The following is a 26,829-nucleotide window of genomic DNA, read 5'->3' as shown; positions in this document are numbered from 1 at the left end:
TCGATCAAGCTGCCCTCATCATCTAGGATGGTATCTTCAAAGTGCTCTGAAATCCGGGGGGGACCTTCCCATAATGCCACTTAGACCGGAGAAAATATTAAGGACGACAATCCTGCTGTGTGCGGGTCTTGTTATGGTCTGCCTTCCCTGCGGGTGCGAGAGGACCGTCGAAGAAGAGGTGATAAGGCCCATCGAGCGAATGTATGACCAGAAGGACGCGGCCGCCCTGGAAGCGGCCGTATCCAATGTCCGCCAGGTTCGGGCTGCCCTGATGAGGTATCCGGTAACATCCGCGGACAACGAATACCCCAATGACGCACAAGTGTACAGCTACGATACGTTAAGAGAAGTCCTCGCGCCGGAAAGCCTTCCGCCCGGAAGGTGGTTTTTACGTTTTGCTGCCAAAGTATCCTGACACCCGGTTGCCGGATCTATGGATGCTCAGGCAATACAGTACTTGACTGTTAAAGGGGAGAAGTCTGATGGAACTTCAAAAAATCCCTCCCAGGCTTCCGGCGTACCCGGTCAATTCCACGTACCCGGCCCCGGTGACTTCCCTTTCCCCTGACCGCCCCTCTACCCGGACTGCCCCTTCCCAGTAGGTGATTCCGGCCGTTCCCCGGGTGGTGAGTTCCTGGTCCTTGACCAGGGGCGACACGTCGATGTTAAGGCCGGCTTTGGGGATGCGGATCTTCCACCCGGCGGGGTAGGCGCCGCCGCTGGCCGGGCTCTTCCATTTTTCCACCACCTCGACACTGAAATCCGCAAGGGCCAGATGCTCTGCCGACCCGTCGGCGGTGACGAGGGTTCCCGAGGAAGCCGGTTCGACCGAGCCGTCGGTCCTCCTGATCCGGTAGAGCATGATCTCGGTGCCGTCTGCAAGGTGCAGGCTGAACCAGTCCCATCCCTCCTGGCCGGCGGTCAGCTGGTTGGACCCAAACTCGTGGTCGAACCAGCTTTTCCCGCTGACCTCGAATTCCTCCTCCCCGGCAACCCTGACCGACCCGGTGGTCCGCAGGTCGGTGATGGAGGTGTACCAGGAGGCCTGGCCGTGTGCGGGGCCCTTGGCGCTCAAGCCGCCTTCGCCGTGGAGCACGGGAGGCTTGCCGGGTGTCAGGACAAGATCGATCTCCATCTCCCCGGACCGGGCCGCGAGGGCGATGGAGCCGTCCTCCATGACGGCTCTCCAGTCCAGGAGCCAGACCTCGAGTTCCCCTTCCTTTGCGCCCGCGAGACCCGGGCCAGCCCTGGAGGTTCTCTCGTCCCAGGAGAACCGCTTCCCCTGCACGTCGGTGACGGCCAGGTGGGCGAGGTACAGGTCGCGCACGGACCAGGGGTTTTCGGGCAGCGCCGCCTCTGTGGCCAGCCCCATGCGGAAAAAGGTCAGCTGGTACCCCCATTGCCGCCCCCCGGGGGAGACCAGGTTGCCGGTGAAGTACCACCACTCGGTCTGAAAATCCGGGTGGGACCCGTGGTCGGCGGGAAAGGACCAGGACCTTACGCCTGCCGCTTCCCGCCACCCGTCAAATCCCTCGCCGGCCGCGAACGGGGGCGCTGCAAGTCCGGCCAGGAGGAGGCAGACCCCAACGGCGGCGGTCCGGGGAAAGATCTTCAGCAATTTCTACTCCTCCCTGATCTGGAGCTGAGGGTAGGTCCTCACGACCCGGATCATGGGAAAGACGGCGGCCCCCGCGCTGGCGGAAAGAGCGATCACCGCGGCGGTGAGGTAGGGGACGGCGTCGAAGTAGTAGAAGATCGTCCAGTTGAAACTCTGGACGTTGATAACCCGGATCAGGATGAAGGTGATGGCCGTCCCCGCCACGGCGCTCAGGATGAACCCGGCCAGGCCCATGCCCAGGCCCTCCAGGAGAGTCATGAGGGCCACTTCCCGGCCCGTCAGGCCGAGGGCGCGGTAGATCCCGAACTCCTTGCGCCTTTCCATGAACAGAGTGAGCAGGGCCCCGGTGATCCCGAAGAAGGCAACGATGACGGCGATGGCCCGCATGGAGTGGGTGATGGTGAAGGTCGCGTCGAAGATGCCCAGGATCTTCTCCTCGAAACCGGTCCTGTCGGCGACGATCATACCGGCACCCCGGGCCAGGTCCCGGACCCTCTCCCCGGTCCCGGCCGGACGGTTCCCTTCGGGTTCGAGGAACACGGCCAGGGTATCGATGGCAGGGTCCCCGAACAGCTCGAGGAAGCTTTCGCGGGACATCATAACGAGACCGTGCTCGGTCGTGTAGTCGTAAAAGATCGCGGAGATGGCGAAGGAACGTTCGCCCGCCTTGCCGGTGAGGGTGACCTCCCCGCCGGGACCCAGGCCGAAACGCCTGTAAAAACTCTCCGAGACAATGGCGCCACCCGCCTTGACGTCCTTCCAGGCGAGGTCGTCACCCCTGTACCAGGCGAACCTCGCGAACCTGTAGAGGACGTCGGGGTCGAGGGCCACCACGTGGATGATGGTGTCGCGGTAGGAGACGGTGAAATTCTGGTAGGGGTCTACGCCGCCCACGCCCGGCAGGCGGGCCAGTTCCGGGTAAAGCTCCAGGGGGATCTGGCCTCCCGTCGGGGCCTGGATGTAGTAATCGGCCCGGATCTGCCCCTCCATCCACCAGATCAGGGTCCGGCGGAAGCTGCCGATCATGCTCCCCAGTCCCACCAGGAGGGAGAGGGCGATGCCGAAAGCCGCCACGGCCACCGCTGTTCTGCCCAGGCTGCGGCGCACGTTCCCCGCCGCGATGGGCCCGATGGGCCCGGCAAAGGTCCTGAGGAGCATTTTCCAGGCCGGGGAGGACACGATGAGGAGCACCCCGCACATGAAACTCAGGCCCAGGATCACCCCGAAGGCCCCGATGTAGCCTGTCGTGATGGAATTGGAGCCGGCCAGGACCAGGACACTTGCCGCGGTCAGGACGAGACCCGCGGCGGCGGTCCACCATGCGGTCCGGTCCTGGCAGACCTGGGGAACGCGGCCGGTCAGGGCTTTCACCGGGTCCTCAACCGACAGCCGGAAGAGGGAAAAGGCCCCCCCGAGGAGGGAAGCCAGCAGGCCCAGCCCGGCGCCGGACAGGGGGATGGACCAGGACCACCGGGGGGGGAGGGGGCGAAGGAAAAAGTAGAGGCGGTTGATGGTATCGCCGACGATCCCCGTGAGGAAGTGGGCCAGGGCGAACCCCAGCACCCCGCCGGCCGCCCCGCCCAGGGCGCCGAGGAGGGAGATCTCGGCTGTCACCGCCGCCACGATCTCCAGGCGGGTGGCGCCCAGGCTCCGGAGAACCCCGACGCTCTTCCTGCGGCTGATGACGCTGAACATGGAGGTGTTGTAGACGAGGAAGACCCCCACCATGAGGGCGAGGAGGGACATGGCCTCCAGGTTCATGCGGAAGGCGCGGAGCATCTCCTCGAACACGGCCTGGCGTTCACCCTGGGAGGCCACCTGGTAGCCCCGGGAGGACCACGAGGCGGCAAAGGCCGGCGGGTCCTCGAGGATGAGGTCTACGCGGTCGATCTTTCCCGCCGCCCCGAAGAACTCCTGGGCGTGGGCGATGTCCATCAGGATGATCGGTTCGCCCACCGGGTGGGTGAAGGTCCCCAGCACCTTCAGGACGCCGTTGCCGGTGACGAGGGGAGTGCCGGGGCCGGCGCCCAGGCTCTGCGCCAGGCGGCTTTCCAGGATCGCCGTGTTCTTTTCCAGCAGGAGGTCCAGGACGACGCTTTCCTCCCAATCGCCCGGTTCCGCCGAAAAGACGAGGTCCGGCCTCACCGCGTGATCCAGGAAGGGGTCGAGGCCCAGGACCCTGACGGAGGAGCCGTCGGCGAGGCCCAGCTGCCGGTCCAGGACCGGGGCGAAGGCGGTGACTCCGGGATCGGCCATGAGCTCGGTCAGGACCGATTCGGGCATGGGGCCGACGGGCAGGCTGAGAGCGTGGGTCGAACTTCCCTGGAGGAACCGGACCGCTTTCCGGAAGCTGGTGAGGGCGGTGTCCGACGCGAGGAGCATCCCCACGACGGCCGCCACCCCGCAGGCGACGCCGGCGAGCTGGAACAGGGTCAGGGACCGCCGCCTGAAAAGGGAACGCAAAAAGGAGCGAAGGACGATGGTCACGGAAGGTCCCGGGCAGAAGGGCCCCCGGTGATGCGGCCGTCAGTCATGGTCAGGACGCGGTCGGAGATCCGCGAAACACGCTCGCTGTGGGTGGCCAGGATGAGGGTGGTGCCTGTGTTCCGGACCATCCCCTCGAGGAGGGCCAGGACCTGATCCCCGGTCTCGGTGTCCAGGTTTCCCGTGGGCTCGTCGGCCAGTATGAGGGCAGGGTCCTTGACGATGGCCCTGGCGATGGCGACCCGCTGCTGCTCTCCCCCGGAAAGTTCGTGGGGGTACCGGCCCTCCTTCCCGGAAAGACCCACCTGTTCCAGTGTGATGCGGGCGCGGGCCTTGTCCCGGCCCAGCATCTCCAGGGGAAGGGAGACGTTCTCCAGGGCCGTCAGGGTGGGGATGAGGTTGAAGAACTGGAAAACAAAGCCGAGGCGGGAGCGCCTCAGCTGCGTGCGCCCGGATTCCGGCAGGTCGTGGATGTCCCGGCCCTCGAGGATGATAGCCCCCCGGGTGGGGCTGTCCAGTCCCGCGATGAGGTTAAGGAGGGTGGATTTTCCCGAGCCGCTCTTCCCGAAGATGGCAACGATCTCCCCCTGCCGGACCTCCAGGTCGAGTCCCCGGAGGGCCGACGTCTCCCCGCACTCCTGGCCGTCGTAGCACTTCCAGAGCTGTTCGATGCGGATGATGGCGTCCAACGGTTTTCTCCTTGCGGTGTCCGGCTGTGCAGGCAAAGGGCCGGCTCGGGCCGGGAGTTATCGTAATAGTATTCGTAACAGGAGCAGGAATAGCGGCAGGAAGGTTCAGGCGCACACCGCAAAACCCCTGAAAGCATCCACCGCAGGGTACGCAAAGTTTCGCGAAGGAGGTCAAAATTAAACCTTTCTGTTTTAACTTCGCGTAACTTTTTTTATTTTGCGGTTAACCCGCTCTTGCCGCTTTCACAGGACCCGGGATTGCTTCCTGATGTAATCAACTTCGTTAATCTTCCCCTCCCTCCTAGGAGCCTGTCGGAGAACCCCATGCAGGCTCCTGGATATAGTTTTTCGGAAGTAGCATTTAGCCCGAAAAAAACAAATACATGGCACATTTGGTAATTCACCGGAGTTATTTACCGGTTTAATGCTCTTGTTTTCAAGAAAAGACCCAAAAAAGGGCTTTCCGAAAAACCTATAGCAGCGTGTCAAGAGGTTTTCCGACACGCTGCTAGCCCGACGAAGCTCTATGCGAAGGCGGCTGAGGGGAGGGGATTGAGGGGAGGGTGACCCACCCCCTCACCCCGACCCTCTCCCCTTCGACGCACTTTGTTTGCTCAGGACTGCGCCACGGAGGGGAGAGGGAGAATAATGAAACTGACTATTTCAGCAGTTCTCAATGATAAGCTTTACCCAAAGTCCAGCCCTTCTCCGTGTCACTTCCGTCTACGTCCTTCGGACTTCCGTCTTCGTTCTTGGGGCGTCGCTTGCAGCTTCCGTCGCCGCCTGTGGCTATGACGTGACAAGATGCCCTCACAAGTCGAACTTCGCCGTGACAAGTCGCCGTGACAAGCCGATTTTCTCCGTGGTGAATGTTTTTGAAGTTCTCACCTCTCCACCGAAATGTGGGCACCAGGTACGCATTTCTTCGATGAACCTAATTACTATTACTATTCTCCTGATTTTCTACAGACACGGTCGGCAGCAGCACCCACATCCTGAGGGGCTGTTTCATCCTGCCCGCCTGGAGGCCGGCGTCGTCCCCCATCCCCCAGAAGAAGTCGGCCCGCACCGGCCCCTTGATCGCCCCGCCGGTGTCCTGGGCCACCATCAGCCTGTAGAGGGGGCGGTCGGTGTTGGGCCAGGTGGTCGCCAGGAAGACCGGGGCGCCGAGGGGGGTGTAGCGGCGGTCGACGGCGACGCTGCGCCCCGGGGTAAGGGGCACGCCGAGGGCGCCCGGGGGGGTTCCGGTATCTCCGGGCGATTCCCGGAAGAAGACGTAGCTCGGGTTGGTGTTGAGGAGGTCGCTGACCTGGTCCGGGTTGTCCCGGGCCCACGCCTTGATGTTCTGCATGGACATCTCGTCGCGTGTCATGATCCCCCGCTGGATCAGCCACTGGCTCACCGACCGGAAAGGATGGCCGTTCTGGTCGGCGTAGTTGACCATGGACCAGCTGCCATCCTCGAAGTGGATGAGGCCCGACCCCTGGATGTGCAGGAAGAAAAGCTCCACCGGGTCGTCCACCCAGAGCAACTCCTGCCCCGAGAGGGGACGACGGTCCCCCTCGATGGCCGCCCGGTCCCAGTAGGGGAGCACCCGGCGCTCGGCGAGTCGGCCCCTCAGCCGGTAGCCGGCCAACTCCGGATAGGCATCGCCCAGGTCGATGACCAGGAGGTCGTCGGGACGGCGATAGAGGGGGTAGGGGTAGTCCGGGGACGGCTCCCGGCTGCCCCGCAGGTCCGGAACGTAGTAGCCGGTGGCAAGGCCGATCGGGCTGCCGTCGGGCTGGCGCAGCTGATAGGGAGTGAAATTGTCCTCGAAAAAGGCCCGGAGTTCCGATCCCGAGCTGCCTTCAAGGGCGGGGGCCCCGGAACAGACCTTCTGCCATTGAGGGCGCTGACCCAGGGCGATGCAGCTGTTGAGGAAGGCGTCCAGGACAAGTCCGGGACCGTGCTCCTGCCAGCCCTCGATCCTGTTCCAATCCACAGGCGCCAGCGGGGTCGATGGCAGCGGTGTCGGCGGTGGGGGCCCGGGACGCCGCGGCAGGGAGCACGAGGCGATCAGCACAAAGACCAGGGGAACACAAAGGAGCTTTCCTGTACGTTTCAGCATGAGGATTACATTAATCCCTTGGCAGGCGGCGGTCAATCGCCAGGCAGCGATTATTCTCTTGCTATTACCGGGTATCAGCGTACAGTCACTAGTGCTGATGGAATTTCCCATCGGCTTACTAGAAAATGTAGGTGCGGAAAAGCTTGATGGAGCACGTTCAACGGTCCTGGGCTCAAAGCTGCAGGGCTTTTTTTTGGATGAACCGGAAAAAGCTGATCCAAAAGCTACAGAAAAGAAGGAAGAAGGAGAAGTAAAATGGCAGAAGGAACAGTCAAGTGGTTCAGCGACGCAAAAGGTTTCGGTTTCATCGAGCAGGCTGACGGCCCGGATGTTTTCGCGCATTTCTCGGCGATCCAGGGTGACGGCTTCAAGACCCTCAACGAGGGTCAGCGCGTAACCTTCGAGGTCACGGACGGCCCCAAGGGCCCCCAGGCTTCCAATATCCAGGGTGCGTAAGCCTTTACGCTAAAGACCACAAAAAGCCCCGTCGGCGATAACGCCGGCGGGGCTTTTTTTTTGAAGTCCCGCTGGTGCCAGCTGAACATCTGGTGTGAGTTAAGCGTGTTTGCGTGGAGCGGCAGGTCCCCCCTTTCACGCTTTACGCACATACGCACTTACGAAAACGGCCAACCCTCCTCCCCTTGTCCGCCATCTTGTCCGACGAAGCTTCATGCGAAGTCGGAAGCCTTGGCGACGGCGGATCCTCCCTGCATTTTTTCCGACACCGTGGAAAATTTAAATGGGACCATGTACAAGGTTATGGGACAAGGGACAATGAATCGTGTCTGCCTGTATCCCGCACCTTGTATCCCGTATCTTTTATCTCGTACCTTTTTAATGAGGAGAACCCATGCGTATCGACACCAGGTGCGTTCACTCCGGCACCATCGCCGATGAGATTACCGGGGGGCTGAACACCCCCATCTACCCCTCGTCGGCCTTCGAATACCTGGATTTAGAAGAGGCGGTCTATCCCAGGTATTTCAACACCCCGAACCAGAAGGCGGTCGTGGAGAAGCTCTGCGAGCTGGAAGGCGCCGAGGCCGGCTTCGTTTTCTCTTCGGGGATGGCGGCCATAAGCTCGGTCCTCCTCTCGTTCCTGAAGGCCGGTGACCACGCCGTGCTGCAGGACGAGATCTACGGCGGCAGCCACGCCTTCGTACAGAAGTTTTTCCAGCGGTTCGGGATAGCGTGCACCTTTGCCGCCACCAGCGCCCAGGCCATGGAAACCGCCATCAGGCCGGAAACGAAGGTGATCTTCATCGAGACCCCTACCAACCCCCTGCTCAACGTCATCGATATCCGGGCGGTTGCCGACGTGGCCAGGCGCAACAACTGCATCTCGATCATTGACAGCACCTTCGCGACCCCCATCCTTCAAAACCCCATCGAGCACGGGATGGATGTCGTGGTCCACAGCGGAACCAAGTACCTGGGCGGCCACAGCGATCTGTCGTGCGGGGCCGCCTTGACACGTTCGGAACTGGCGTCGAAGATCAGGGCCGCCGTCCTCAATTTCGGGGGCAACATCAACGCCTTGACCTGCTACCTCCTTGAGAGGAGCTTAAAGACCCTGGCCATCCGTGTCAGGCAGCAGACCGAAAACGCCCTTGCCCTGGCAAAGTTCCTGGACGATCAGCCTTTTGTCAGCAAGGTCAACTATCCCGGCCTTGCCCATCATCCCGGGCATGCCGTCGCCGGCAGGCAGATGAAGGGGTTCGGGGCCATGCTCTCCTTCGAACTGGACCTTCACGGTTCTTCGCCGGACCTTACGGTGGACGGTTTCCTGAAAAATCTGAAGCTGGTCAGGCCTGCCGTCAGCCTTGGAGGGGTGGAGAGCACCATCTGTGATCCGGTGAGGACCTCCCACGCCAAGATGTCCCCCGAGGCGCGGGCCAGGCAGGGGATCAGGGACAACCTGCTGCGCCTTTCGGTGGGGATCGAGAACGTGGAAGACCTTATGGAGGATATCAGCCAGGCCGCCGGGGGATGATCTCAAATCTCAGATCTCAAATCTCAGATCTCAGATCGACCTTGACACGGGAAAAAACGAAGGAAATCCACAGGGAGTCAGGAAAGGGAAGCTCTCGACAGGCCTGTCTCAACTGCGGCCGGGAAGGGCATGACCCGGACGCCGCCTTCTGCAAGTTCTGCGGTGAGGATCTTGGTTCCTGAGTGTCCCGGGGAAATGGGCTCGGCGCTGTCTGACTCGTCTCAGCCGATAACTGGATGGACGCCGTTCCCGCCGCGAAGGAGCCTGTAGCCTGCGTGGTCGAATGCGACCTGTGCGGCGCCTGCGAGCAGGGGATCCTCTAAACCGACTTCATGGGGGATCTTGCCGGTTCACCGGTCAGCGCCCTTATTGCCGTGACAAGTCCGTCTTCGTCGGAAAGGGAAAAGCGTCGTTTTCCCTTTCCTTACAAATCAATGACTTACGGAGTGAGTCATTGATTTGGGCGCCCCGCGCGGGGCGCTTTGATGGACTTTTTGCGAGTCCATCAAACATGGGGGTGTTTCAGGATTCCTTTCCGCCGGATAATTGCATGATTGACTTTCTGCGAATCCGTCATAGTCGGACTCCTTTAATATCCTGATCGGTGGGCAACAGTCAAAAGTCAACCCGCCCGGGGAAATTGGGGTACAATATATATGGACTTTCTGCGACTCCATCAATACGACATCAAGCCCGACCCGAAGGGAGTCTGAACAGGGTCGGCCGGTAAACGGCCTTCTCATCCCGGAAAGACGGAGACTTAACATGGATCCCAGACCACCCAGGGCCGTCTTCATCGAACCCAGGCCCCCTGACCCCCACATCTTTTCCCTGTATGCCCTGCCACGCCTCGGCGGAGTGCTCCTTGCCACCTTGCTTCGCGAAAGAGGCTGGGAAGTCACGGTCTTCGTCGAGGAGGTTGCTCCGGTGAATTTCGACGAGGTCCTGCGGGCGGACATGGTGGGAATCTCCACCATCACTTCCACCGCCCCCCGGTCCTATGCCCTCGCGAGGGAGATCCGCCGGTCAGGGGTCCCGGTGGTGCTGGGGGGGCCCCACGTGACGTTTCTTCCCGAGGAAGGACTCGAGCACGCCGACTTGGTCGTCCGGGGGGAGGGAGAACAGCCGATCCTCGCCCTTGCGGACTATTTCATGGGCGGGGGCGGCCTGGATTCGGCGCCGGGCCTCTCTTACCGGGACGGTGACCGTATCGTCCACAACCCCCTGCCTGACGAACCGGTGAATTTCGGGGATCTGCCCGCTCCGGACCTGTCGCTCATCCACGGTTACGTCAACAGGGACTCCCTGTTCAGCAGGGTGGTTCCCATCCAGACCACCCGCGGGTGCCAGTACCGGTGCAACTTCTGTTCGGTTACCGCCATGTTCGGCCGCAAGCTGCGCAAACGGAGCCCCGCCGGCGTCGTAGCGGAACTGGAGAAGTACCGTGACACAAAGGCCCTGGCTTTTTTTTACGACGACAACTTTACCGCCAGCCTCGAGCACGCCCGGGGTGTGTGCCGATCCATTGTCGAAGCCGGGCTGAAACTGACCTGGAGCGCCCAGGCGAGGCTGGAGGTCGCCCGCGATCCAGGCCTCCTGGCCCTCATGTACGAGGCAGGGTGCCGGACGCTGTTTATCGGGTTCGAGTCGGTGAACCCGGCGGCCCTCCTCGAGAGCGGCAAGTCCCAATCCGCGGACGAGATGGCCCGGGCCGTCCGGACCATCCGTGGAGCGGGTATCGAGGTCCATGGGATGTTTATCTTCGGTTTCGATTCCGACAGGGCACCCGACCTCGCGGCTACGCTGCGCTTTGCCAGGAAGGTCCCCATCACGACGGCCCAGTTCCTTCTCCTGACACCTTTCCCCGGGACGGCCCTCTTCGACCGGCTCAAGGGCGAGGACCGTCTCCTTTCCACCGACTGGAACCTTTATGACGGCCATCATGTCGTATTCGATCCGTTGAACCTGAAACCGAAAAGCCTTCAGAAGACCCAGATCGTCGCGCACTGGCGGTTCTACTCCAGGTTCCGAAGCCTGGTGAACCTGGCAAAGCTGAAGTTTACCCGCACCGCCATCTATATTTATGCAAGGAGGATCAACGCCAGGTGGAATCGCCGGAACCGTGCCTACCTGAAGGTGCTGGATGGGATGTCCACGAGCGGTCCGTCGGCCCTCATGATCCACCTGCCCCGGAGCTTTGCCGACGTAACCATGGCGGCGGAGCGGGCACGCAGCCGTCAGGGTGGAAGAGCGGACGCGGGGACCCGCCTTTGCTGAAGCTACGGCGTGGCAAGCACGGTGACAAGGTGAAGCGGGGGAAAGAGCGGGGCGGGAGTGCACGGGTGCACAGGTGCAGGAAGCCACTCAAGGCCCTCTCTGCGCCTGATGCCCTGGTCTGCTGCACCTCATGCACCGGGTTGTCCTTGACCACACCATCATGATGCCGGAAACGATATCTTCAGGAGGCCCGCCGGGCCTGTTGCAGTTCTTCCTCGCCGCGGGGGTGGCCCTTGCCGCCGCGGCCCCCATCGGTCCCATCAGCATCCTGACCATCCAGCGCGCCATGTCCCTGGGGTTTTGGCGGGCTTTCGGGCCCACCCTGGGAGCGGTGGCCGGCGACGGCATTTTCGGGGTCATCGCGGCACTGGGCTCCGGGTACCTTTCTGCGGCTGTCATGGGAGGCCGGCTCTGGCTCAGGCTCATCGCCAGCGTCATCCTCATCGTCATGGGCCTGAGGCTTTACACCCGTTACAGGATGGAAAGGACAGAGTTGAAGGAAAGTTTCGGGCCTGTCCAGCTGGGGCTGCTCAACTTCACCCTGGTTCTTTCCAACCCCCTTACCCTCGGTTTTTACCTTGGAGCCTTTGCCATGCTGGGGCTCAGTTCCCCGCGCCTTTTTGCCTGGCAGTCCTTCGTGATGGTCGCGGGGATCGTATTCGGGGCCCTGGTGTGGTTCACTCTCATCTGCGCCGCGGCTGGAAAGTTCCGCATGAAGGTGGGGGACGGGCTGCTCCAGAGGGTCCGGGCGGGAGTGGGCGTTCTCTTCGTGTTGCTTGGTCTTTACACGGCGGTTTCGGTTCTGCTGGGAAGATAGGATGCCGCAGGCATCTACCTGACAAAAACGAATCCCACGACAAAGACGAGCACGGCGAGGACCGCGCCGGCAAAAAACGGCCCGGTGATCCCCCACAGCGTAAACGCGAGCCCCATCACCAGTGGTCCCAGGGTCTGCCCCAGGCGCAGGACGGTTCCGTTGACCGACATGAGGACGCCCCTGTGCTCCATGGGCGCGTACCCGGCCATGAGGGACATGATGCAGGGGATATTCATGCCGTGGCCGAGGCCGAAGATGAAAGAGGAGACCAGGTAGAACTCGAGACTGGGGGCGACAGGGATGATGGCGAGGGCCGCGCCGTAAAAGAGGAAGGAGATCTTTATCAGGCTCGCCTCGGAGAACGTTCTCGTCAGCCTTCCCAGCTGGGTGGAGGTGATGCCCGTGGTTATGGACATGCACGACATGATGAGCCCGATGGCCAGGGTCGACGCACCGAAACGCCGGGACGCGAGGAGGGGAAAGAAGGTCAGCAGGGAGCCGTAGAGGATAATGAAGGTGGCCACGCTGACCATGAAAACACCGATGACCCGCCGGTTAGCCAGGATCACCCCGGCGCCCTTCAGGTATTCACTTAACCCCTGTTTCCGGGAAGGTTCCGGCGTGTCCATACGGAAGAAAACCAGCCAGGCCACCGGCAGGGCCAGGAAAGGCAGGAGAAACGGGTAATGCCACCCGAAGAGGGCCAGCATGCCGCCGACGGCAGGATAGGCGGCGGTCCCCACTGCAAGGACGCTGGCGTTGTAGCCCATGGCCGCGGCGCGGGCCCTGCCCTCGAACAGGTCGCCGATCACCGTCGCGGAAAGGGAGGCCAGCGCCGATCCTCCTGCCCCCTGGAAGAACCTCAGGACGAGGAGAAGGTTAAAGTCCCGGACCAGGCCGCACGAGCCGCCTGCGACGGCAAAAAGCGCCAGAGAAGGGACGAGGATCCTCTTCCTTCCGAAACGGTCCGCCAGGATGCCCAGGAAGGGAGACAGGAAGATGCCGGGAAGGGTGAAGACGATGATGAGAAGGCCGATCCGGCCGGCCTCGATCCCCAGGTCCTGGATGATCCTGGGGAATGCGGGGGTGATGCTGGCCACCCCGAGAACCCCCATGAGGGTGACGGCGAAGATGATCCGCAGATTGGGGTTGCGGTAAACCCTGATCGTCTTGTCGTCCGTGGAACTGCTCATGCCGTTAACTCCTGTCCCCGCGCGGGGCGCGTTGATGACTTCTTGCAAGCCATCAACTCCGCGGTTAGTCAGCTCTTTCCGCTTTTACAGGACCCGGGATTGCTTCCTAATGTAATCACCTTCGTTAATCTTCCCCTCCCTCCTGGCCCGACGAAGCTCTATGCGAAGGCAGCTGAGGGTCGGGGTGAGGGGAGGGTGACCCACCCCCTCACCCCGACCCTCTCCCCTTCGACGCACTTTGTTTGCTCAGGACTGCGCCACGGAGGGGAGAGGGAGAATGAGGAGTTTCGCCTTACCCTGCGTAACCCTGCGGAGCGGCCTTTAGCCGGCCGCGCTGTGGTTAGCTGGCTCTTGCCGCTTTCACAGGAACTGTTGTTCCCCCTGGATTTAAGCTTTCCTCTGTGGCCTCTGCCTCTGTGAGAAACCCCATGCTCTGGGGCCACACGCCCATGATCCCGGCATTGCGGTGTCGATGCTTTTAAAGTTTATTAAATTTTTGGGAGAGCCGGGTGATACAATGTAAGCTGTAAAATCCCGCGGAACTTCCTGAACGAGCGGAGAGAAGAGCATGCATGAATAATGCACTAAAAGGAGCGCTGTTGTCCGGTGTAATTTTCCCGGGCCTCGGCCAGGTCTTTTTAAAACATTATAAACGCGGCATTCTTTTGATGCTTACGGTGTTCGCCGGCCTGATGATCATCGCGGTCAAAGCCGTGCAATATGCCTTCACCATTCTCGAAAGGATCGAGCTGCAGGGAGGGGTCATTGAAATAAAGGCAATTACCGACGCGGCCGCCCGGGCTTTGACCGCTTCTGACAGCGTCATTTACAGGCTCGGGTTCCTGGTGATCGTCGCCTGCTGGATCTTCGGGATCGCCGATGCCTACAGGATCGGAAAGAAAAAGGACCTGGAGGGGTGAGATGTTTCTATACAGCGACCTGAGAGCAGAGCGTGTCCTGTCAGACAAGGGTGTTCCCTGCCCCGTCCGGGGCTGCTCCGTGCAGGTCGAAAGGCAGAAGGGGCGGTATCAGAAGACAGAGGAGTACAAATGCCCTAAACACGGGATATATATCACCCCGTCAACCTTCGAATATGAAAAGTTCGAGGACAACCTGCTCTGGATCGACGAGGGGGACAAGGCTCTCCTGGAAAGGATCTTTGCGGATAAACGTGAATACAGGATGACCCAGGAAAAGAGCGAGAATGCCGCTGTCTGGAATGTGTTCCGGTATCTCGAAAAGAAGGGGCTTGTAAAGCCGTTCCTCGATTCCATCTCCAGGTCCGGCAATGAAGGGGGCAGGGTGGTCTACTGGTCTTTCGACCAGGCCGCGGGCGGCCCCTGGGAACCGCTGACCCTGGCGAGGGAGGAGTTCGGAGAAAAGGCGACCCAGGGCACGGAGCCCGACCTTGTCATCGAAACGGAGGGCAACGTCTATTTTTTCGAAACCAGGCTGGCTTCGGGGAACAAAACGGCTCCCGGCAACCCGGACAATAAAAAGAGATATGAAACCGGCGGCGACGGCTGGTTCGGTAAGGTATTTAAAACGGGGGTCGACTTCGACAGGGTGGCCAACGAGGAAAGTTTCTATGTGCTGATGCGGTTGTGGCTGCTCGGGACGTGGATCGCCAATGAAAAGCTCAGGCGCAACTTCTTCCTGGTCAACCTGGTCCTTAACAGGAAAGATCAGGATGTGGAGCACCTGTTCGGCCGTCACGTCGGGTACAACGAGACGAGAGCTTTCAAACGCCTGTCCTGGGAACAGATCTACTCTCTCGTCAAGCGGGTGGCCCCCGTGGAGGGCAAGAAAGAGATCGTCCGGTATTTCCACTGCAAGACCCTGGGCTACAACAGCAGCGGCGCTCTCCAGCGTGCTTTTTCCGTTTGAACTTCATGGCTGCCGGGAACCATGTGCTCTGACACCGGATTCTTCATACCCGAAATCCGCGAGGAAGGCCCGTTTGGTCGGGACTTCGGGGTCGGCGGGTGGCGTCGATGCCGAAAAGTCCAGGTACCAGGACCGGCGTGTCAAAAACAGACCCCTCAGACACCCCGACCGGAGGCCGGCCCAAACCAATCGCGGATTTCGGGCCTGAAGATTCCCTTTCAGGCCGGCATGCTGTTCTGATATTATTGACAAGATCCACACCTCAATAACCAGGGGTACTGCGATTTCGACGGAACCACCGTTTCCTTTTCACCCGGAGGCGGTTGGGGATTATAATTTACTATGTGGGTACGCTCACCCACGGGGGCATTATCAAACGCGAAAGCATTCAAGCCGAAAAGGGGGACGGAATGAAAATCCCGGAATATGTCAGCAAGGAAGAAGTCCGGAAAGTTTGCTCGGAGCTGGGGATCAGCGACTGGTCGATTCGCACAGGAACCGACGTCCCTGCCGGGGAGGCCGGGATCATTTTCGGGAAGGTCAGACCGGCGGATCTCGACATCGACCTGGAGGAGTTCAGGAAGGGGCTCGAGGTCGAGCTGGAGCACGGCACCATGTTCCAGGACGTCAACGTCACCAACAACCACCCTCTCCTGACCGGCAAGATCGTGATCGCGCACTTCAGGGAGATGCTCGACTACTACCTGCGCCTCGATGTGGCCGAGATCGAGGGGGATATTTTCAAAGCCCTCCTTGCCGGTGACGCCCGGAAGGCTCTCGCCAAGCAGGGGAAGCTCACCGGCGCACGTCTGGAGCTGGCCCGGTGGGAGGAGAAGCAGCTCCAGCGCGCGGCGGGGTAAGCGACGCGGCCGCCGGCAGTGGCCGACGATGGCCTGTCGGACATCCCGACGGCGGATCTGTTTTAATACCAGAGGAAAGGGAAAACGACGCTTGTCCCTTTCCCCTCCGCCCACAGGGCGGCCTTTCCCTCCTATCCTTCCAGCAGCCGCCTCCAGTTCGCGGAGTGCCGTTTTTCGTCCTCCAGGAACTCACCGATAAAGGCCGCTTCTTCCTCGGTGAAGCTTCCCTCCTTGACGAATTCGGTGTATTCACCGGCGGCCTTGTCCTCGAAGGTGATATCGCCCCGCAGGACGGCCTTCCTGCCGAGGAGGGAGGTGGTCCTGCCGATGGCCTGGCCCACGATCCAGAAGAGGTTATGGAGGGGGGATGGTGCGAGCCCCCTGGCCTGCAGCAGGGAACGGAAGGTCTCCCTGTGGTGCTCCTCGTTCTCCAGGGCGGCCGCCATCATGGAACGTTCCCCGGCCCCGGCCAGGGCGCCGAGCTGGGTGCGGTAGATCTCCACAGCCATGACCTCGAGGTTGAAAAGTTTTTTCAGGATACGAACGGCTCTGCGGTTTGCCGGCATGATTCCCTCCTCCCGGGTTTGTTCACATAATTCTTTTTAGCATAGAACCAGGAGTCTGTCAGCGAACCCCCCGCATCGATAACTTTTGGGGCAACCGTTGAGGGCGGCGCTGGGAATGGGACGGAAAATCGGTAGAAGGTAACAAGTGGAAAGGTTTGTTCTATCTCTTTCCCCTTCCTGGCTTTACAAACCGCCCCTCCCGTCCGTACAATCAGTGCAGCATCTGTTTTCGTAACCGGTCAGTCGAAGGAAGAGGGAGGGTTTAATGGAAGTTTTTCTGCGCAGGGTCAGCCTTTTGTTCTCAGCCGGTGTTCTTGGAGGCCTCGTCAACAGCATCGCCCTGTGGGCGATGGGCCGGTTCGGCATCACCGCCATGATGGGGGTAAACCTGGCCCCGGCGTTCACACCCGTGTGGCTTTACCCGAGGATGATCTGGGGTGGTATCTGGGCGGCGCTGTTTCTCATCCCCGTGCTGAAGCATTCGCCCTTTAAAAGGGGAGTACTCTACAGCCTGGCTCCCTCGGCAGTCCAGCTGTTCGTGCTGTTTCCTCACATGGCCTACAAGGGCTACCTGGGCCTGGAGCTTGGAGGGTTGACGCCCTTTTTGGTAGTGGTTCTCAACGCCGTCTGGGGGATCGCAGCGGCTTACTGGCTGAGCATGCTGGGGGAGGATTAAAACACAGGGCGAAGGGGAGCATGGGAGCAGGGGAGCGGGGGAGCAGGGGAGCGGGGGGGGAAGAGCGGTATAGGGGTAATCACTCCTTTGGCGTCATCGGAGGCGATTCCTTTGCCCGTCCTGGCCTCCACCAGATTGACGAAGGCCCCCAACTGCGACACCGCCCCTTTTCCAGCATCTTTTCCAGCTTTCCACAACTCAAAACTCGTGGTAAAGTTCACAGGTTTTTTGTGGGGTATGCACTGGGCAAAAGGTCCGATCCGGTGCGGGTTTGGCGTGCCATGGGGTTCGATGCCGCTGCCTGCCATACCCATTATCTTCGAAATTATCCGCGAATGTCCCGCGGTCAACCGGCTCTGCCGACTGCCGTAAGCGTAACAGAGGGGGAACCATGACTACCACGGGAAAGTTTTTAGCAATGGGTTTGATGCTGGCACTTTTCGTGTCGGCTTCGTGCTCCAGATCGAGCGAAGCGATCCACATCGGCGCCGCCCTTGCCACCACCGGTCCAGCGGCCATGCTGGGTACTCCGGAAAAGAACTCCGTCGAGATGCTGGTCAAGGAGATCAACGGCAGCGGCGGGATCGGGGGCGTTCCCCTCAAGGTGATCTGTTACGATACCGAGGGAGACCCCACAAAGACCGTCATGGTCGTGAAAAAACTGATCAACAAGGACAATGTGGTGGCCATCGTCGGGCCGACGACCTCCGGGACGACCCTCGCGGTGATGGACCTGGTCGAGCAGGCGGGCGTCCCCCTCGTGTCGTGCGCATCGAGCAGGAAGATCGTCCAGCCGGTTCTCTCCAACGTTTTCAAGGTCACCCATTCCGACAGCCTGGTCGTGGAAAAGATCTACGACAAGCTCCGGAAGGACGGCAACCGGAAAGTGGCCTTGCTCACCGTTTCCGACGGCTTCGGGAGCTCCGGAAGGGAAGCGCTCCTGGAGATGGCCGGCCGGTACGGCATTGAGGTCATCGCTGACGAGCGTTTCGGTGCGTCCGACACCAGCATGATGGCCCAGCTCACCAGGATCAAGGGTTCCGGATCGCAGGCTCTTATCTGCTGGGGAACGAACCCGGGTCCGGCCATAGTCGCGAAAAACGCGAGGCAGCTGGGTATAACCATGCCCATTTACAACTCCCACGGCGTCGCGTCCAAAAAGTTCATCGAGCTGGCCGGAAAGGACGCCGAGGGGATCATGCTCCCCGTCGGCAAGGTCCTGATCGCGGATCAGCTGCCGGATTCCGATCCCCAGAAACCGGTCCTGATGAAATACAGGGAGGACTACCAGAAGGCATATAACGAACCTGCCAACACCTTCGGGGGACACGGGTATGACGCTGTGCGCCTCCTTGCGGCCGCCCTGGAGGAGATGGACAAGCTGGGCGTCAAGGTCAACCGGGAAGGCGTCAGGTCCCGTCTGGATAAGACCGCTTCGCTGCCCGGCATTGGCGGCGTCTACAACCTCAGTTCCGACGATCACAACGGCCTGACCATCGACGGTCTGGTCATGGTCCGCATCGAAGAGGGAGCCTGGAAGATCATCGAGTGAGGAAATGGAAAAAGACGCTTTTCCATTTCCCCGGGATATTAATAGGTCATGAAAAGTCCCGCCTTGACACTCACCGACAATATCTCTATCATTTAAGTCGAGAAAGGGCCTTCCCGGGTTGGAGGGTCTTTTCCTGTTTTAAGGCCTATGCCTCCCCGGTGAATTAATCATGCTCTTGAAGATATGTTTTTCATGATTAGGCTCAAAGAGAACAGGTAACCAACTGAAATGGAGATATGTTGAGCAAAACGGTTAACAAAAATGTGATGGTGATCACGATCTTTGCCGTTATCGCGATCATAGCCTTCGCGGCCCTGCACGCATCGTGTCATTCAGGCGCCTATTCCGTGTGCCTGCTCACTGTTTGCGCCTTCATCCTCGCGTCCACGGGTGTCTACATCCCCTTGAGCGTCGTTCCGTTCACCATCCAGGTGCCTGTCAACAATGGCGCCGCCATCCCTTTCCGCCTGGAAAGACCTCCCCGTACCTGACTGAACACTTGTTCCCTGAAGCGTTTCACCACAATAACCATGCTCACACCTCGAAAGGAGGATGGCCATGGAAAAAAGAAAGGATAACTTCGCGTTCCGTCACGGTTCCGATCTCATCTACGTCACAAACGGCCTGGATCTGGCGACCCACACGAACATCGTGTTCGGCTTCCCCGGGTTCACCGACGGAGACATGAATGGCGGCGGGCACGAAGGTATGTGATCATTGGTAAATATGACGGGGGGTATTTCAGGGCGAAGGGGAGCGAACAGCTCCCCACGCCTCCCCCCGTTGTCTGAAGAAGGACCACGAGTCCCCGGAGGCAGAGATAATGAGTGGGAAAAAATATTGACCTTGATCCCGATCACTTCCGCATCGTCGTGCGCGGCCTCCCCAACATGGAGGAGCGTATCTTTAAATGGTGACTTCGGGCGACGATGAACCTGAAGCCGGGAGGTCCGGATGAACCCTGAACTTTTCCACCTTGGTCCCTTGACCGTTCACACCTATGGGATGTTTTACGCCCTGGGTATCCTGGCTGCCGTCGGCCTGGCAGAGCACCTCCACCGGCGTGACGGCGGCACACCGGGAATCATTGCAGACATGGCCTTTCCCGTCGTGACCGGGGTTTTCCTGGGCGCCCGGACCCTGTTCGTACTGGTGGAGCATGAGTATTATCTGCGCCATCCCATCGAGGTCCTCATGGTCTGGAAGGGCGGTCTCGTGTTTTACGGGGGATTCATCGGAGGGGCACTCGCTTTCATTGTAACTGTCCGGATCAGAAAGCTGGATCTCTGGGACCTGGCGGACAGCGTGGCACCCGGCATCGCCCTGGGTCACGCCCTGGGACGCCTGGGGTGTTTCTTCGCCGGTTCCTGTTACGGCCGCCCCACCGATGTTCCCTGGGCCGTTACCTTCACCGATCCCAACTCCCTTGCGCGGGACATCCTTGGTATCCCGGTGCACCCCACACAGCTCTATTCCTCCGCTTTTTTATTTTTTCTTTCGGCTATACTTGTCATCGTGGGCAGGAGGCGAAGGTTCCGGGGGCAGGTCTTCGCCAGTTACGTCCTTTTGTACGGAACGTTCCGGTTTTTCATCGAGTTTTTAAGGGGAGACCCCAGGGGTGAGGCGGCCTTCGCGGGGCTGACGCTCTCCACGGGCCAGTGGATCAGCGCACTCCTCGTTCCCGCCGCTCTGGCTGGCACCTTTTATCTTTGCCGGAAAGGAAAAACAAACAGTGGATCAAGAGAGGTACTACTTCAAAACAGAACTGAAGCTGCCTTACGGCAAGGCCGTTGAGGCGGCAAAGAAGGCCCTGGCCGAAGAGGGTTTCGGTGTTCTCACCGAGATCGACGTCCAGGCAACCTTGAAGAAGAAACTGGATGTGGATTTCAGGCCCTACGTCATCCTTGGCGCCTGCAACCCGTCCCTGGCCCACCGCGCCCTTCAGGCCGACGGGCAGATCGGCCTTCTGCTTCCGTGCAACGTCGTGGTCCAGGAAACTGAGGGTGGGTGCCGGGTGTCGGCCATCAACCCCGAAGTGGCCATGGAGCCCGTGGGGATCACCAAGGTGAAGACCACGGCATGCGAGGTGGCCAAAAAACTCAAAAAAGTGATCATGGCGATGGAAAGGCATTGAACTGAAAGGAGCTGATTATGATGGGTTGGGGAAACCAGGGCTACGGAATGATGGGTGGAGGAGGTTACGGAGGTTACGGAGGTATCGTCATGATCCTTTTCTGGCTGCTGATCATCGTCGGCGCGGTATTCGTTATCAGGTATTTCGCCGCCGGACACCGCTTTCCCGGCGGTCAGGGAGAGGGGCTGGCTCCCCCGCGCGATCCTTTGGAGATCCTCCGGGAAAGGTACGCCATGGGTGAGATGAGCACGGAGGAGTTCGAGGAGAGGAAGAAGGTCCTGGAGAGCGGGCCATGAATGGGCGGCGATCGGGAAAAACCCTCTGGTGGGGCGTGGGGCTCATCCTTGCGGGTTTCGCCGGGATGGCCCTCTTTCTTGCAGGCGGTTCACGCGTGGCGCCGTTTACAGGATGGGGCGGCGGAGGGGTTCTTGACAAGGGATCCTACTCTTCCAACGGGGAGAGGATCTACTACCTCGGCATCGACAGCGCGGGGAACCGTATCAGGACGCGGGGCGGCCCGCACTGGCTCAGGGCCATGGGCGGCAGCTGCGTCAATTGCCACGGGGTCGGCGGGCAGGGCAGGTTTCCCGTCATGATGGGGACGAAGGTGCCCACGGACATCCGGTACCAGACCCTGACATCTGAAGAGCACGGTCACGACGGCGAAAACGGTGAAGCCGGGCCTGTCTACACCGACGAGGATATCCGGCGGGCCATAACGGATGGCGTGGAGCCGGACGGCAAACGGCTCGACCCCACCATGCCCCAGTGGAAAATGGGGAAGGATGATCTCGACGATCTTCTGGGATACCTGAAGTCCCTGAAATGAGACCTGAAAGGGGCCCGTTACACGCGAACCGGTGAGATCTGTTTTTTACCGGTCTGACGGCGGTGCTTCTCCCCGCGGATCTTCAGGTGCCCCCTGTTTTAATAAAAAAAAAGGGGGGGGGCGGATGACCGCCCCCCCCTGGAAGGGTACCCTTATTCAAGAACCCTGTAGATCCTGCCGGTATCCTTTTCAACCAGCAGCCGGTCCACGAGAGCCTCGCCCTTCCTGGTCACGACCTGGACCTCGAATCCGTCCTCGGTCCCCTTGACCTTCCCCACCTTCAGGTTCGGATTGCTGCGCGTGATCCGGTTGGTGATGATCTCTTGGGCGTCCTTTTCGGTGAGATCCAACTTCCTTGCCTCTGTGTCGACGTTCCCACAGTAGCCCTGGCCACCCCCGTAACCGGGTGCGTCGAAGTCCATCATTCCGCCCCGGTAACCCATGCGGCCGTAATCATCTCCCATGTGGTTCCAGCCGTAGGTGTTGTGGGCACTGGCGAGACCGTAGCCGGAGCCGACGATGGCAAGAGCCAGTACCGCGATCAATGCTGTCCTTTTCATTACATCCTCCTTGTTCAAGTCAACCGTTATTGGTTTTGAGCTTCACCACCTGATAGAGCATACGCCGTGCCAATGCCGGGCAGGGAGGATGTTTTTTATAAGATATTGTTTTATAAGCAAAAAATTTGGCAAATAGTTTTCAGGGTGGGGGAGGGTCTTTGCGCTGTGGTACCTAATTACCCACAGGCGGCGCGCGGGGGTGTTACGAAAATATCCAGTGGGAGCGTGGGAGCGGGGCTAAGGTCAGGACAGGTCGTTTGACGCGGTGACACGGAACCTCAAACCCGGAACCCGGAACTCCCCTTCGGCAAGCTCAGGGCCGTGAGCCTGTCGAACGGCCGCCGAAGACCGGCCTATCCCTCTATACCGTACTCCCTGACCTTGGCAAGAAGGGTCTTGCGGGTGATCCCGAGGATGCGCGCTGCATGGGTCCGGTTGCTGTCGGTGTCGGTCAGGGTTCTTTCAATGAGGATCTTCTCCATCTCGCGAAGGGAGATGCCGGCCCGGATCCTTGAAGCGGGGTCCTCCTTTCCCATTGCCTCCGGTGAACCGATGCCAGGGAGATCTCTCTCCTCAAGATAATCGCCGCGCGACAGGATGATGGCCCTTTCAATGACGTTCATCAACTCGCGCACATTACCCGGCCAGTCGTGGGAGAGGAGACTTGTTAGCGCCCTTGGTGTAAACCCCTTGATATCCTTACCGTGACGCCTGGAAAATCGCTTGAGAAAGAGTTCGGCGAGGGGGGGGATGTCGATCTTTCTTTCCCTGAGGGGCGGGATCCGGATGGGGAAAACCGAGATACGATAGTACAGGTCCTCGCGGAAGCGGCCCTCCTTTACCTCCTCCTCAAGGTTCCTGTTGGTGGCGGCGATGATCCTCACGTTGGTGTCGATCTCCTGGGTCCCGCCCACCGGCGTGATTCTCCCGTCCTGAAGGACCCTGAGGAGCTTGGCCTGGGCCGGGAGAGGGAGTTCCCCGATCTCGTCCAGGAAAAGGGTGCCTCCCCCCGCCGCCTGGAACCGTCCCTCCTTGTCCCGGTCGGCGCCGGTGAAGGATCCCTTTTTATGCCCGAAGAGTTCGCTCTCGATGAGGGTGTCAGGGATGGCGGCACAGTTAAGGGTCATGATCCTTTTCCCGGCCCTCAGGCTCATTCTGTGGATGGCTTCGGCAAGGACTTCCTTACCGGATCCGCTTTCGCCGGTAAGAAGGACCGTCGCGTCCGTGGGGGCAACCTTGACGGCTTCGGCCAGAATGTCGTTCATCACGGCGCTCTCGGCGACAAGATCCAGGCCCTTCAACTCAGGCATCGACGGCGTTCTGCCGGCGGTCCTGCTCACAGCAGGCTCAATGGCCGCCCGAACGGCTTCCTCGAGCTCTTCCATATCCAGTGGTTTGAGGAGGTAATCAACGGCGCCGACCTTGAGAGCTTCAATGGCGGTTTCCACGGTGGCGTAAGCGGTCATCATGATGACGGGCAGAGCCGGGTTGAAACCCCTGATCTGTTTCAGTGCCTCCATCCCCCCCATGCCGTGCATCTTGATGTCCAGCAGGACGAGGTCCACGATCTCCGTCTCGAGGGTCTTGAGCCCCTCCTCGCCTGAAGCTGCCTCCAGCGGTTTGAAGCCCCGTTCCCTTAGGGACTCCCTGAGCATCAGGCGGTGAGCGTTGTCGTCGTCGATAATGAGGATGTTCTTCAGGGCCATATTGTCCGTATTTTTCAAGCCCCCCCCCTTCTCGGGATCTCGATGGCGGCCCTGGTACCGCCCCCCTGGTTCGGACGGAGGGTAGCCCTCCCGCCATGGAGCCGGGCGACCTTTCTCACCATGGGCAGTCCAAGTCCGGTCCCGCTCTCCTTCGAGGTTTCGAAGAGGGCAAACAGCTTCTCGCTGTCCTCGGGAATCCCCTCGCCCTGGTCGTCGACAGCCAGCCGAAGCGCCTCTCCCTCGACCTTGGCGGATAGCTGAACGGTCTGTCCGGGCCGGGAAGCCTCAATGGCGTTAATTACCAGGTTGAGGAGGGCCTGGATGACCATGTCCCGGTCCATAGGCCAGGAGATCTCTTTTGAAGTGTTGTCCACTCCCAGTTTTATTTCCTTGAGCCTGGCATCACCTGCCGCCAGGACCTTGACATGCTCCAGGATATCCAGGACCTTCCAATCAAGCAGCTCGGGGTTCTCCTGGCGGGCATAGGAAAGGAGACCGCTCACGACGCTGTTGAGGCGGTCCACCTCCCGGATGATGGCCTCCATCATGGCGCCCTGCTCCCCGGGCACCTTCCCTGCCAGGAGCTGCGCAAGCCCGCGGATGCTGCTCAGCGGGTTACGGATCTCGTGGGCTACAGTAGACGACAGCCTGCCTAACTCTGCCAGCCTCTCGGATTGAGCGAGCTGGTCCCTCAGTGTTTCCAGTTCTGTTATGTCCTGGAAAAGGATGAGAAACCCCCCGGGTTCGCTGCCTTCACCGGGGAGCGGCGTGGCCGAAAGGTTTATCTTCAGCCTGCGGCCGTCCACTTCCATGTCTCCTTCAGTGACGGGATGATCGATCCCGTTCCTGAGTGAATCACACAGCAGGAGCTGTTCCGGGAAAATATCCTGAGCCGACATTCCCCTGAGCCGATCCTCCGGCATGCCGAGAATGGCCGATGCCGAGGCGTTGGTGACCGCGATCCTTCCCTCCGGATTGCACAGGATCAATCCGGCCGGCATACGGGTGACGATCTCGCGAGCGTAGGACTCTGTGCGGGCAAGGGCCGTTGCGGCTTCACGGGCCTTCTGGCTCCAGAACCCCCATCCTCCGATCCCCGCGATCGTCACCATCAGGAGGAGGCCCATGGCCAGGTTCATGCGCAGGTGGTGCCCCTTCAGATAGTACGATGCTGCGGCGTCCAGGACCACTGTTATGCGGGTTCCCGTGGGGAATATGCTCCGGGCCCCGTACCTCCCCATCATGTGCCTGCCAAAGGGTCGTCCTTCACCGGGTTCGGGCAGATCCCTGACCGGTCTTTGATAAACGAAAAGACCGGGTTCCCTTATGAAGAGGCCGTCCCCGGGGATCTGCGCGTTAAAGGAGGGCGAAAAAAGATCTCCCGGAAGGTCTTCGGGGGACAATCGGCTCTCACTTGCCGCAAAAAGACCCTCGGGAGAGGTGATGTAAATGAGAAGAGCGCCGGATTCCGTGGCGTTGGCGTTGAGGAGATCCTGAACAGCCTCCGCACTCCACGTTGCGTGCATTATGCCCACGTTCAGACTGGCCGCCAGGCCATGGGCGATCACTTCCGCCTGATGGTGGAGGCTTTCATCGATGAGATCGCTTTCGACGCGTGCGCTGCGATAGGTGATCAGGAAAACGATGACAATGGGTATGAGAAGGGCCGCTCCCATGAGCAGGTTCTTCCTGCCGCTCACTATCGGAAATTTCAGGCCATACAATACAACTTCTTGAGTGCTCATCGGTTGCCATTCCCTGAAACGCTGACATCACCAGGCCATTTATAGGATCGGTCCAGCTTCCTGGGCAACCCTGTCACCTTGACTGTAAAATTGCTTTCGGGTGGTTCGATGTCAAACGTGATCAGTCCGCTGGAATGATGTCCTCTCATCGGTGTGGCAGAGGCTGGCCTGAAAGTACCCAGCCCTGTCTCAAGAGTAACTGTTTCCATGAGGTTGAAATCGTCGAGAACAATGTCGTGGCTGTTGGCAAAATAGCGAAGAACGAACTTTTTTTCATCGGAGCCTTCAGGTCTCAGCTCGAACCGGATATCTCCAGGTTCCATTTTCCCGGTGATGAAGCTCGGCAGCTCCTTTGGTCCGAGCATCGGGCCCGTGCCGGACTCGCCAGGCTGGGATAGAGTCGTGTTTACAGCGGACTCATTTGACCCGAAGTAGGCCCTTCCTGCCACTATCGCCAGACCGATCCCCAAAAGGAAGATGGCGGAGAGAAGATAGTATCCGGCGAGTTTTTTATCCACTTTAAGGCCTCCGACTGTCGTTGATGTTAACCATTATATACCAACCACCCGGGTGGGTCAGCTGGTTTGAGGAAACGACAGCTGTACGGGTGCACTACTGTACGTCGATCATTACAGGTTGGAGATATCGGGTGACTTCCTGGTGCATGGAAGCTGTTCGGCAATAAAAACAACACGCACTTCCCCATGTTTGGGGAAGTGCGTGGGTACGGCAATAATATGGTGAAAAAACAGACCTGGTCTCCCTTTGAGAGAACAGGAGAACCGGATCAGGATGCTATCCCAGGCCTAAAAAGGTATCCCTCGCATTCGCAGAGACGGGGAGGGGGTTGAATCGTTGTTTGCCTGTAGCAGCGCCTTTGAGGTAAAAATTGGCGCACTCATAGTCACAGAACTGTTCAGCCGGAAACGCGCCGAGCAGGTACCGAGCCGCACCATCCTCGAAACTTTTGGTGCAATGAGAGCAGTTGGCCAACAATAAGAGACTTCCAGGCTTGCGATGTTTCATTTCAATCTCCTTCTTCCCTCGGATTACTATTAGCCCGGACTATTCACGAGGTTCTTTTCCGTTCCGGCGGCGTTGCTGAGTCGTTCGCTTGTGCGGAATACTAAAGT

Annotated in this window: 26 protein-coding genes; 16 read left to right on the top strand and 10 right to left on the bottom strand. The window is 60.0% G+C overall.

Annotation, left to right across the window (positions count from 1 at the left end; genetic code table 11):
• Positions 1-73 precede the first annotated feature (73 nt).
• Positions 74-415 (top strand): hypothetical protein, encoded by a 342-nt coding sequence (locus P1S46_04810; GenBank protein ID MDF1535809.1) that lies wholly within the window; start codon positions 74-76, stop codon positions 413-415.
• Between the two features lie 75 nt (positions 416-490).
• Here the strand turns inward: P1S46_04810 and P1S46_04805 are convergent, their stop codons facing one another.
• The 4 genes from P1S46_04805 to P1S46_04790 form a co-directional block, all read right to left on the bottom strand.
• On the bottom strand, positions 491-1,618 hold the full coding sequence (locus P1S46_04805; protein ID MDF1535808.1) for a lipocalin-like domain-containing protein: 1,128 nt from the start codon (positions 1,616-1,618) through the stop codon (positions 491-493).
• Positions 1,619-1,621: 3 nt separating this feature from the next.
• Positions 1,622-4,105: an FtsX-like permease family protein gene (locus P1S46_04800; protein ID MDF1535807.1), complete on the bottom strand. Its 2,484-nt coding sequence runs from the start codon at positions 4,103-4,105 to the stop codon at positions 1,622-1,624.
• Entirely contained in the window at positions 4,102-4,782 is a 681-nt protein-coding gene (locus tag P1S46_04795; GenBank protein MDF1535806.1) for an ABC transporter ATP-binding protein, read from the bottom strand. Before P1S46_04795 ends, P1S46_04800 begins: the two co-directional genes overlap by 4 nt.
• A gap of 943 nt (positions 4,783-5,725) precedes the next feature.
• Positions 5,726-6,901, bottom strand: coding sequence for an MltA domain-containing protein (locus P1S46_04790; GenBank protein MDF1535805.1), 1,176 nt, complete (start codon positions 6,899-6,901; stop codon positions 5,726-5,728).
• A gap of 255 nt (positions 6,902-7,156) precedes the next feature.
• Between P1S46_04790 and P1S46_04785 the strand changes: the two genes are divergently transcribed.
• The 4 genes from P1S46_04785 (at position 7,157) to P1S46_04770 (ending at position 11,988) form a co-directional block, all read left to right on the top strand.
• Entirely contained in the window at positions 7,157-7,357 is a 201-nt protein-coding gene (locus P1S46_04785) for a cold-shock protein (protein MDF1535804.1), read from the top strand.
• A 394-nt stretch (positions 7,358-7,751) separates the two neighbouring features.
• A complete protein-coding gene (locus tag P1S46_04780) occupies positions 7,752-8,894 on the top strand; it encodes a PLP-dependent aspartate aminotransferase family protein (GenBank protein MDF1535803.1) in 1,143 nt (380 codons plus the stop codon).
• A 765-nt stretch (positions 8,895-9,659) separates the two neighbouring features.
• Entirely contained in the window at positions 9,660-11,171 is a 1,512-nt protein-coding gene (locus tag P1S46_04775; GenBank protein MDF1535802.1) for a radical SAM protein, read from the top strand.
• Between the two features lie 130 nt (positions 11,172-11,301).
• Positions 11,302-11,988 carry a LysE family transporter gene (locus P1S46_04770; GenBank protein MDF1535801.1) on the top strand — a complete coding sequence of 229 codons (687 nt, stop codon included), beginning with the start codon at positions 11,302-11,304 and terminating at the stop codon, positions 11,986-11,988.
• Between the two features lie 14 nt (positions 11,989-12,002).
• On the opposite strand, the gene P1S46_04765 is transcribed toward P1S46_04770, so the two are convergent.
• Positions 12,003-13,181: an MFS transporter gene (locus tag P1S46_04765; GenBank protein ID MDF1535800.1), complete on the bottom strand. Its 1,179-nt coding sequence runs from the start codon at positions 13,179-13,181 to the stop codon at positions 12,003-12,005.
• Positions 13,182-13,780: 599 nt separating this feature from the next.
• Between P1S46_04765 and P1S46_04760 the strand changes: the two genes are divergently transcribed.
• The 3 genes from P1S46_04760 (at position 13,781) to P1S46_04750 (ending at position 15,928) form a co-directional block, all read left to right on the top strand.
• On the top strand, positions 13,781-14,101 hold the full coding sequence (locus P1S46_04760; protein ID MDF1535799.1) for a hypothetical protein: 321 nt from the start codon (positions 13,781-13,783) through the stop codon (positions 14,099-14,101).
• Position 14,102: 1 nt separating this feature from the next.
• The gene (locus P1S46_04755) at positions 14,103-15,068 is read left to right on the top strand and encodes a hypothetical protein (GenBank protein MDF1535798.1); all 966 of its coding nucleotides are present in this window, start codon (positions 14,103-14,105) and stop codon (positions 15,066-15,068) included.
• 410 nt (positions 15,069-15,478) lie between these two features.
• Positions 15,479-15,928, top strand: coding sequence for a hypothetical protein (locus tag P1S46_04750; GenBank protein MDF1535797.1), 450 nt, complete (start codon positions 15,479-15,481; stop codon positions 15,926-15,928).
• Positions 15,929-16,059: 131 nt separating this feature from the next.
• On the opposite strand, the gene P1S46_04745 is transcribed toward P1S46_04750, so the two are convergent.
• The gene (locus P1S46_04745) at positions 16,060-16,494 is read right to left on the bottom strand and encodes a demethoxyubiquinone hydroxylase family protein (protein ID MDF1535796.1); all 435 of its coding nucleotides are present in this window, start codon (positions 16,492-16,494) and stop codon (positions 16,060-16,062) included.
• Between the two features lie 265 nt (positions 16,495-16,759).
• Between P1S46_04745 and P1S46_04740 the strand changes: the two genes are divergently transcribed.
• The 8 genes from P1S46_04740 to P1S46_04705 all read left to right on the top strand — a co-directional run bounded on the left by P1S46_04740 (position 16,760) and on the right by P1S46_04705 (position 21,685).
• Complete coding sequence (locus P1S46_04740) at positions 16,760-17,170, top strand: hypothetical protein (protein MDF1535795.1); 411 nt, start codon at positions 16,760-16,762, stop codon at positions 17,168-17,170.
• 391 nt (positions 17,171-17,561) lie between these two features.
• A complete protein-coding gene (locus P1S46_04735) occupies positions 17,562-18,722 on the top strand; it encodes an ABC transporter substrate-binding protein (GenBank protein ID MDF1535794.1) in 1,161 nt (386 codons plus the stop codon).
• A gap of 239 nt (positions 18,723-18,961) precedes the next feature.
• Positions 18,962-19,213: a hypothetical protein gene (locus tag P1S46_04730; protein ID MDF1535793.1), complete on the top strand. Its 252-nt coding sequence runs from the start codon at positions 18,962-18,964 to the stop codon at positions 19,211-19,213.
• Positions 19,214-19,280: 67 nt separating this feature from the next.
• On the top strand, positions 19,281-19,436 hold the full coding sequence (locus tag P1S46_04725) for a hypothetical protein (protein MDF1535792.1): 156 nt from the start codon (positions 19,281-19,283) through the stop codon (positions 19,434-19,436).
• A 240-nt stretch (positions 19,437-19,676) separates the two neighbouring features.
• Complete coding sequence (gene lgt / locus P1S46_04720) at positions 19,677-20,516, top strand: prolipoprotein diacylglyceryl transferase (GenBank protein MDF1535791.1); 840 nt, start codon at positions 19,677-19,679, stop codon at positions 20,514-20,516.
• Positions 20,455-20,856 carry a DUF302 domain-containing protein gene (locus P1S46_04715; protein ID MDF1535790.1) on the top strand — a complete coding sequence of 134 codons (402 nt, stop codon included), beginning with the start codon at positions 20,455-20,457 and terminating at the stop codon, positions 20,854-20,856. Before lgt ends, P1S46_04715 begins: the two co-directional genes overlap by 62 nt.
• 17 nt (positions 20,857-20,873) lie before the next feature.
• A complete protein-coding gene (locus P1S46_04710; GenBank protein MDF1535789.1) occupies positions 20,874-21,152 on the top strand; it encodes an SHOCT domain-containing protein in 279 nt (92 codons plus the stop codon).
• On the top strand, positions 21,149-21,685 hold the full coding sequence (locus P1S46_04705; protein ID MDF1535788.1) for a cytochrome c: 537 nt from the start codon (positions 21,149-21,151) through the stop codon (positions 21,683-21,685). The genes P1S46_04710 and P1S46_04705 overlap by 4 nt, the downstream gene beginning before the upstream one ends.
• A gap of 152 nt (positions 21,686-21,837) precedes the next feature.
• Here P1S46_04705 and P1S46_04700 read toward each other — a convergent pair whose 3' ends face one another.
• The 4 genes from P1S46_04700 to P1S46_04685 form a co-directional block, all read right to left on the bottom strand.
• On the bottom strand, positions 21,838-22,245 hold the full coding sequence (locus P1S46_04700; protein ID MDF1535787.1) for a hypothetical protein: 408 nt from the start codon (positions 22,243-22,245) through the stop codon (positions 21,838-21,840).
• Positions 22,246-22,598: 353 nt separating this feature from the next.
• The gene (locus P1S46_04695; GenBank protein MDF1535786.1) at positions 22,599-23,969 is read right to left on the bottom strand and encodes a sigma-54 dependent transcriptional regulator; all 1,371 of its coding nucleotides are present in this window, start codon (positions 23,967-23,969) and stop codon (positions 22,599-22,601) included.
• Positions 23,966-25,651, bottom strand: coding sequence for an ATP-binding protein (locus P1S46_04690; protein ID MDF1535785.1), 1,686 nt, complete (start codon positions 25,649-25,651; stop codon positions 23,966-23,968). The genes P1S46_04695 and P1S46_04690 overlap by 4 nt, the downstream gene beginning before the upstream one ends.
• Positions 25,652-25,692: 41 nt before the next feature.
• Positions 25,693-26,214, bottom strand: coding sequence for a hypothetical protein (locus P1S46_04685; GenBank protein ID MDF1535784.1), 522 nt, complete (start codon positions 26,212-26,214; stop codon positions 25,693-25,695).
• Between the last annotated feature and the right edge of the window lie 615 nt (positions 26,215-26,829).

The sequence above is a fragment of the bacterium genome, from assembly GCA_029210545.1.
Classification (GTDB): Bacteria; BMS3Abin14; BMS3Abin14; order BMS3Abin14; family BMS3Abin14; genus JARGFV01.
This window is presented reverse-complemented; position numbering and strand designations above follow the sequence as displayed.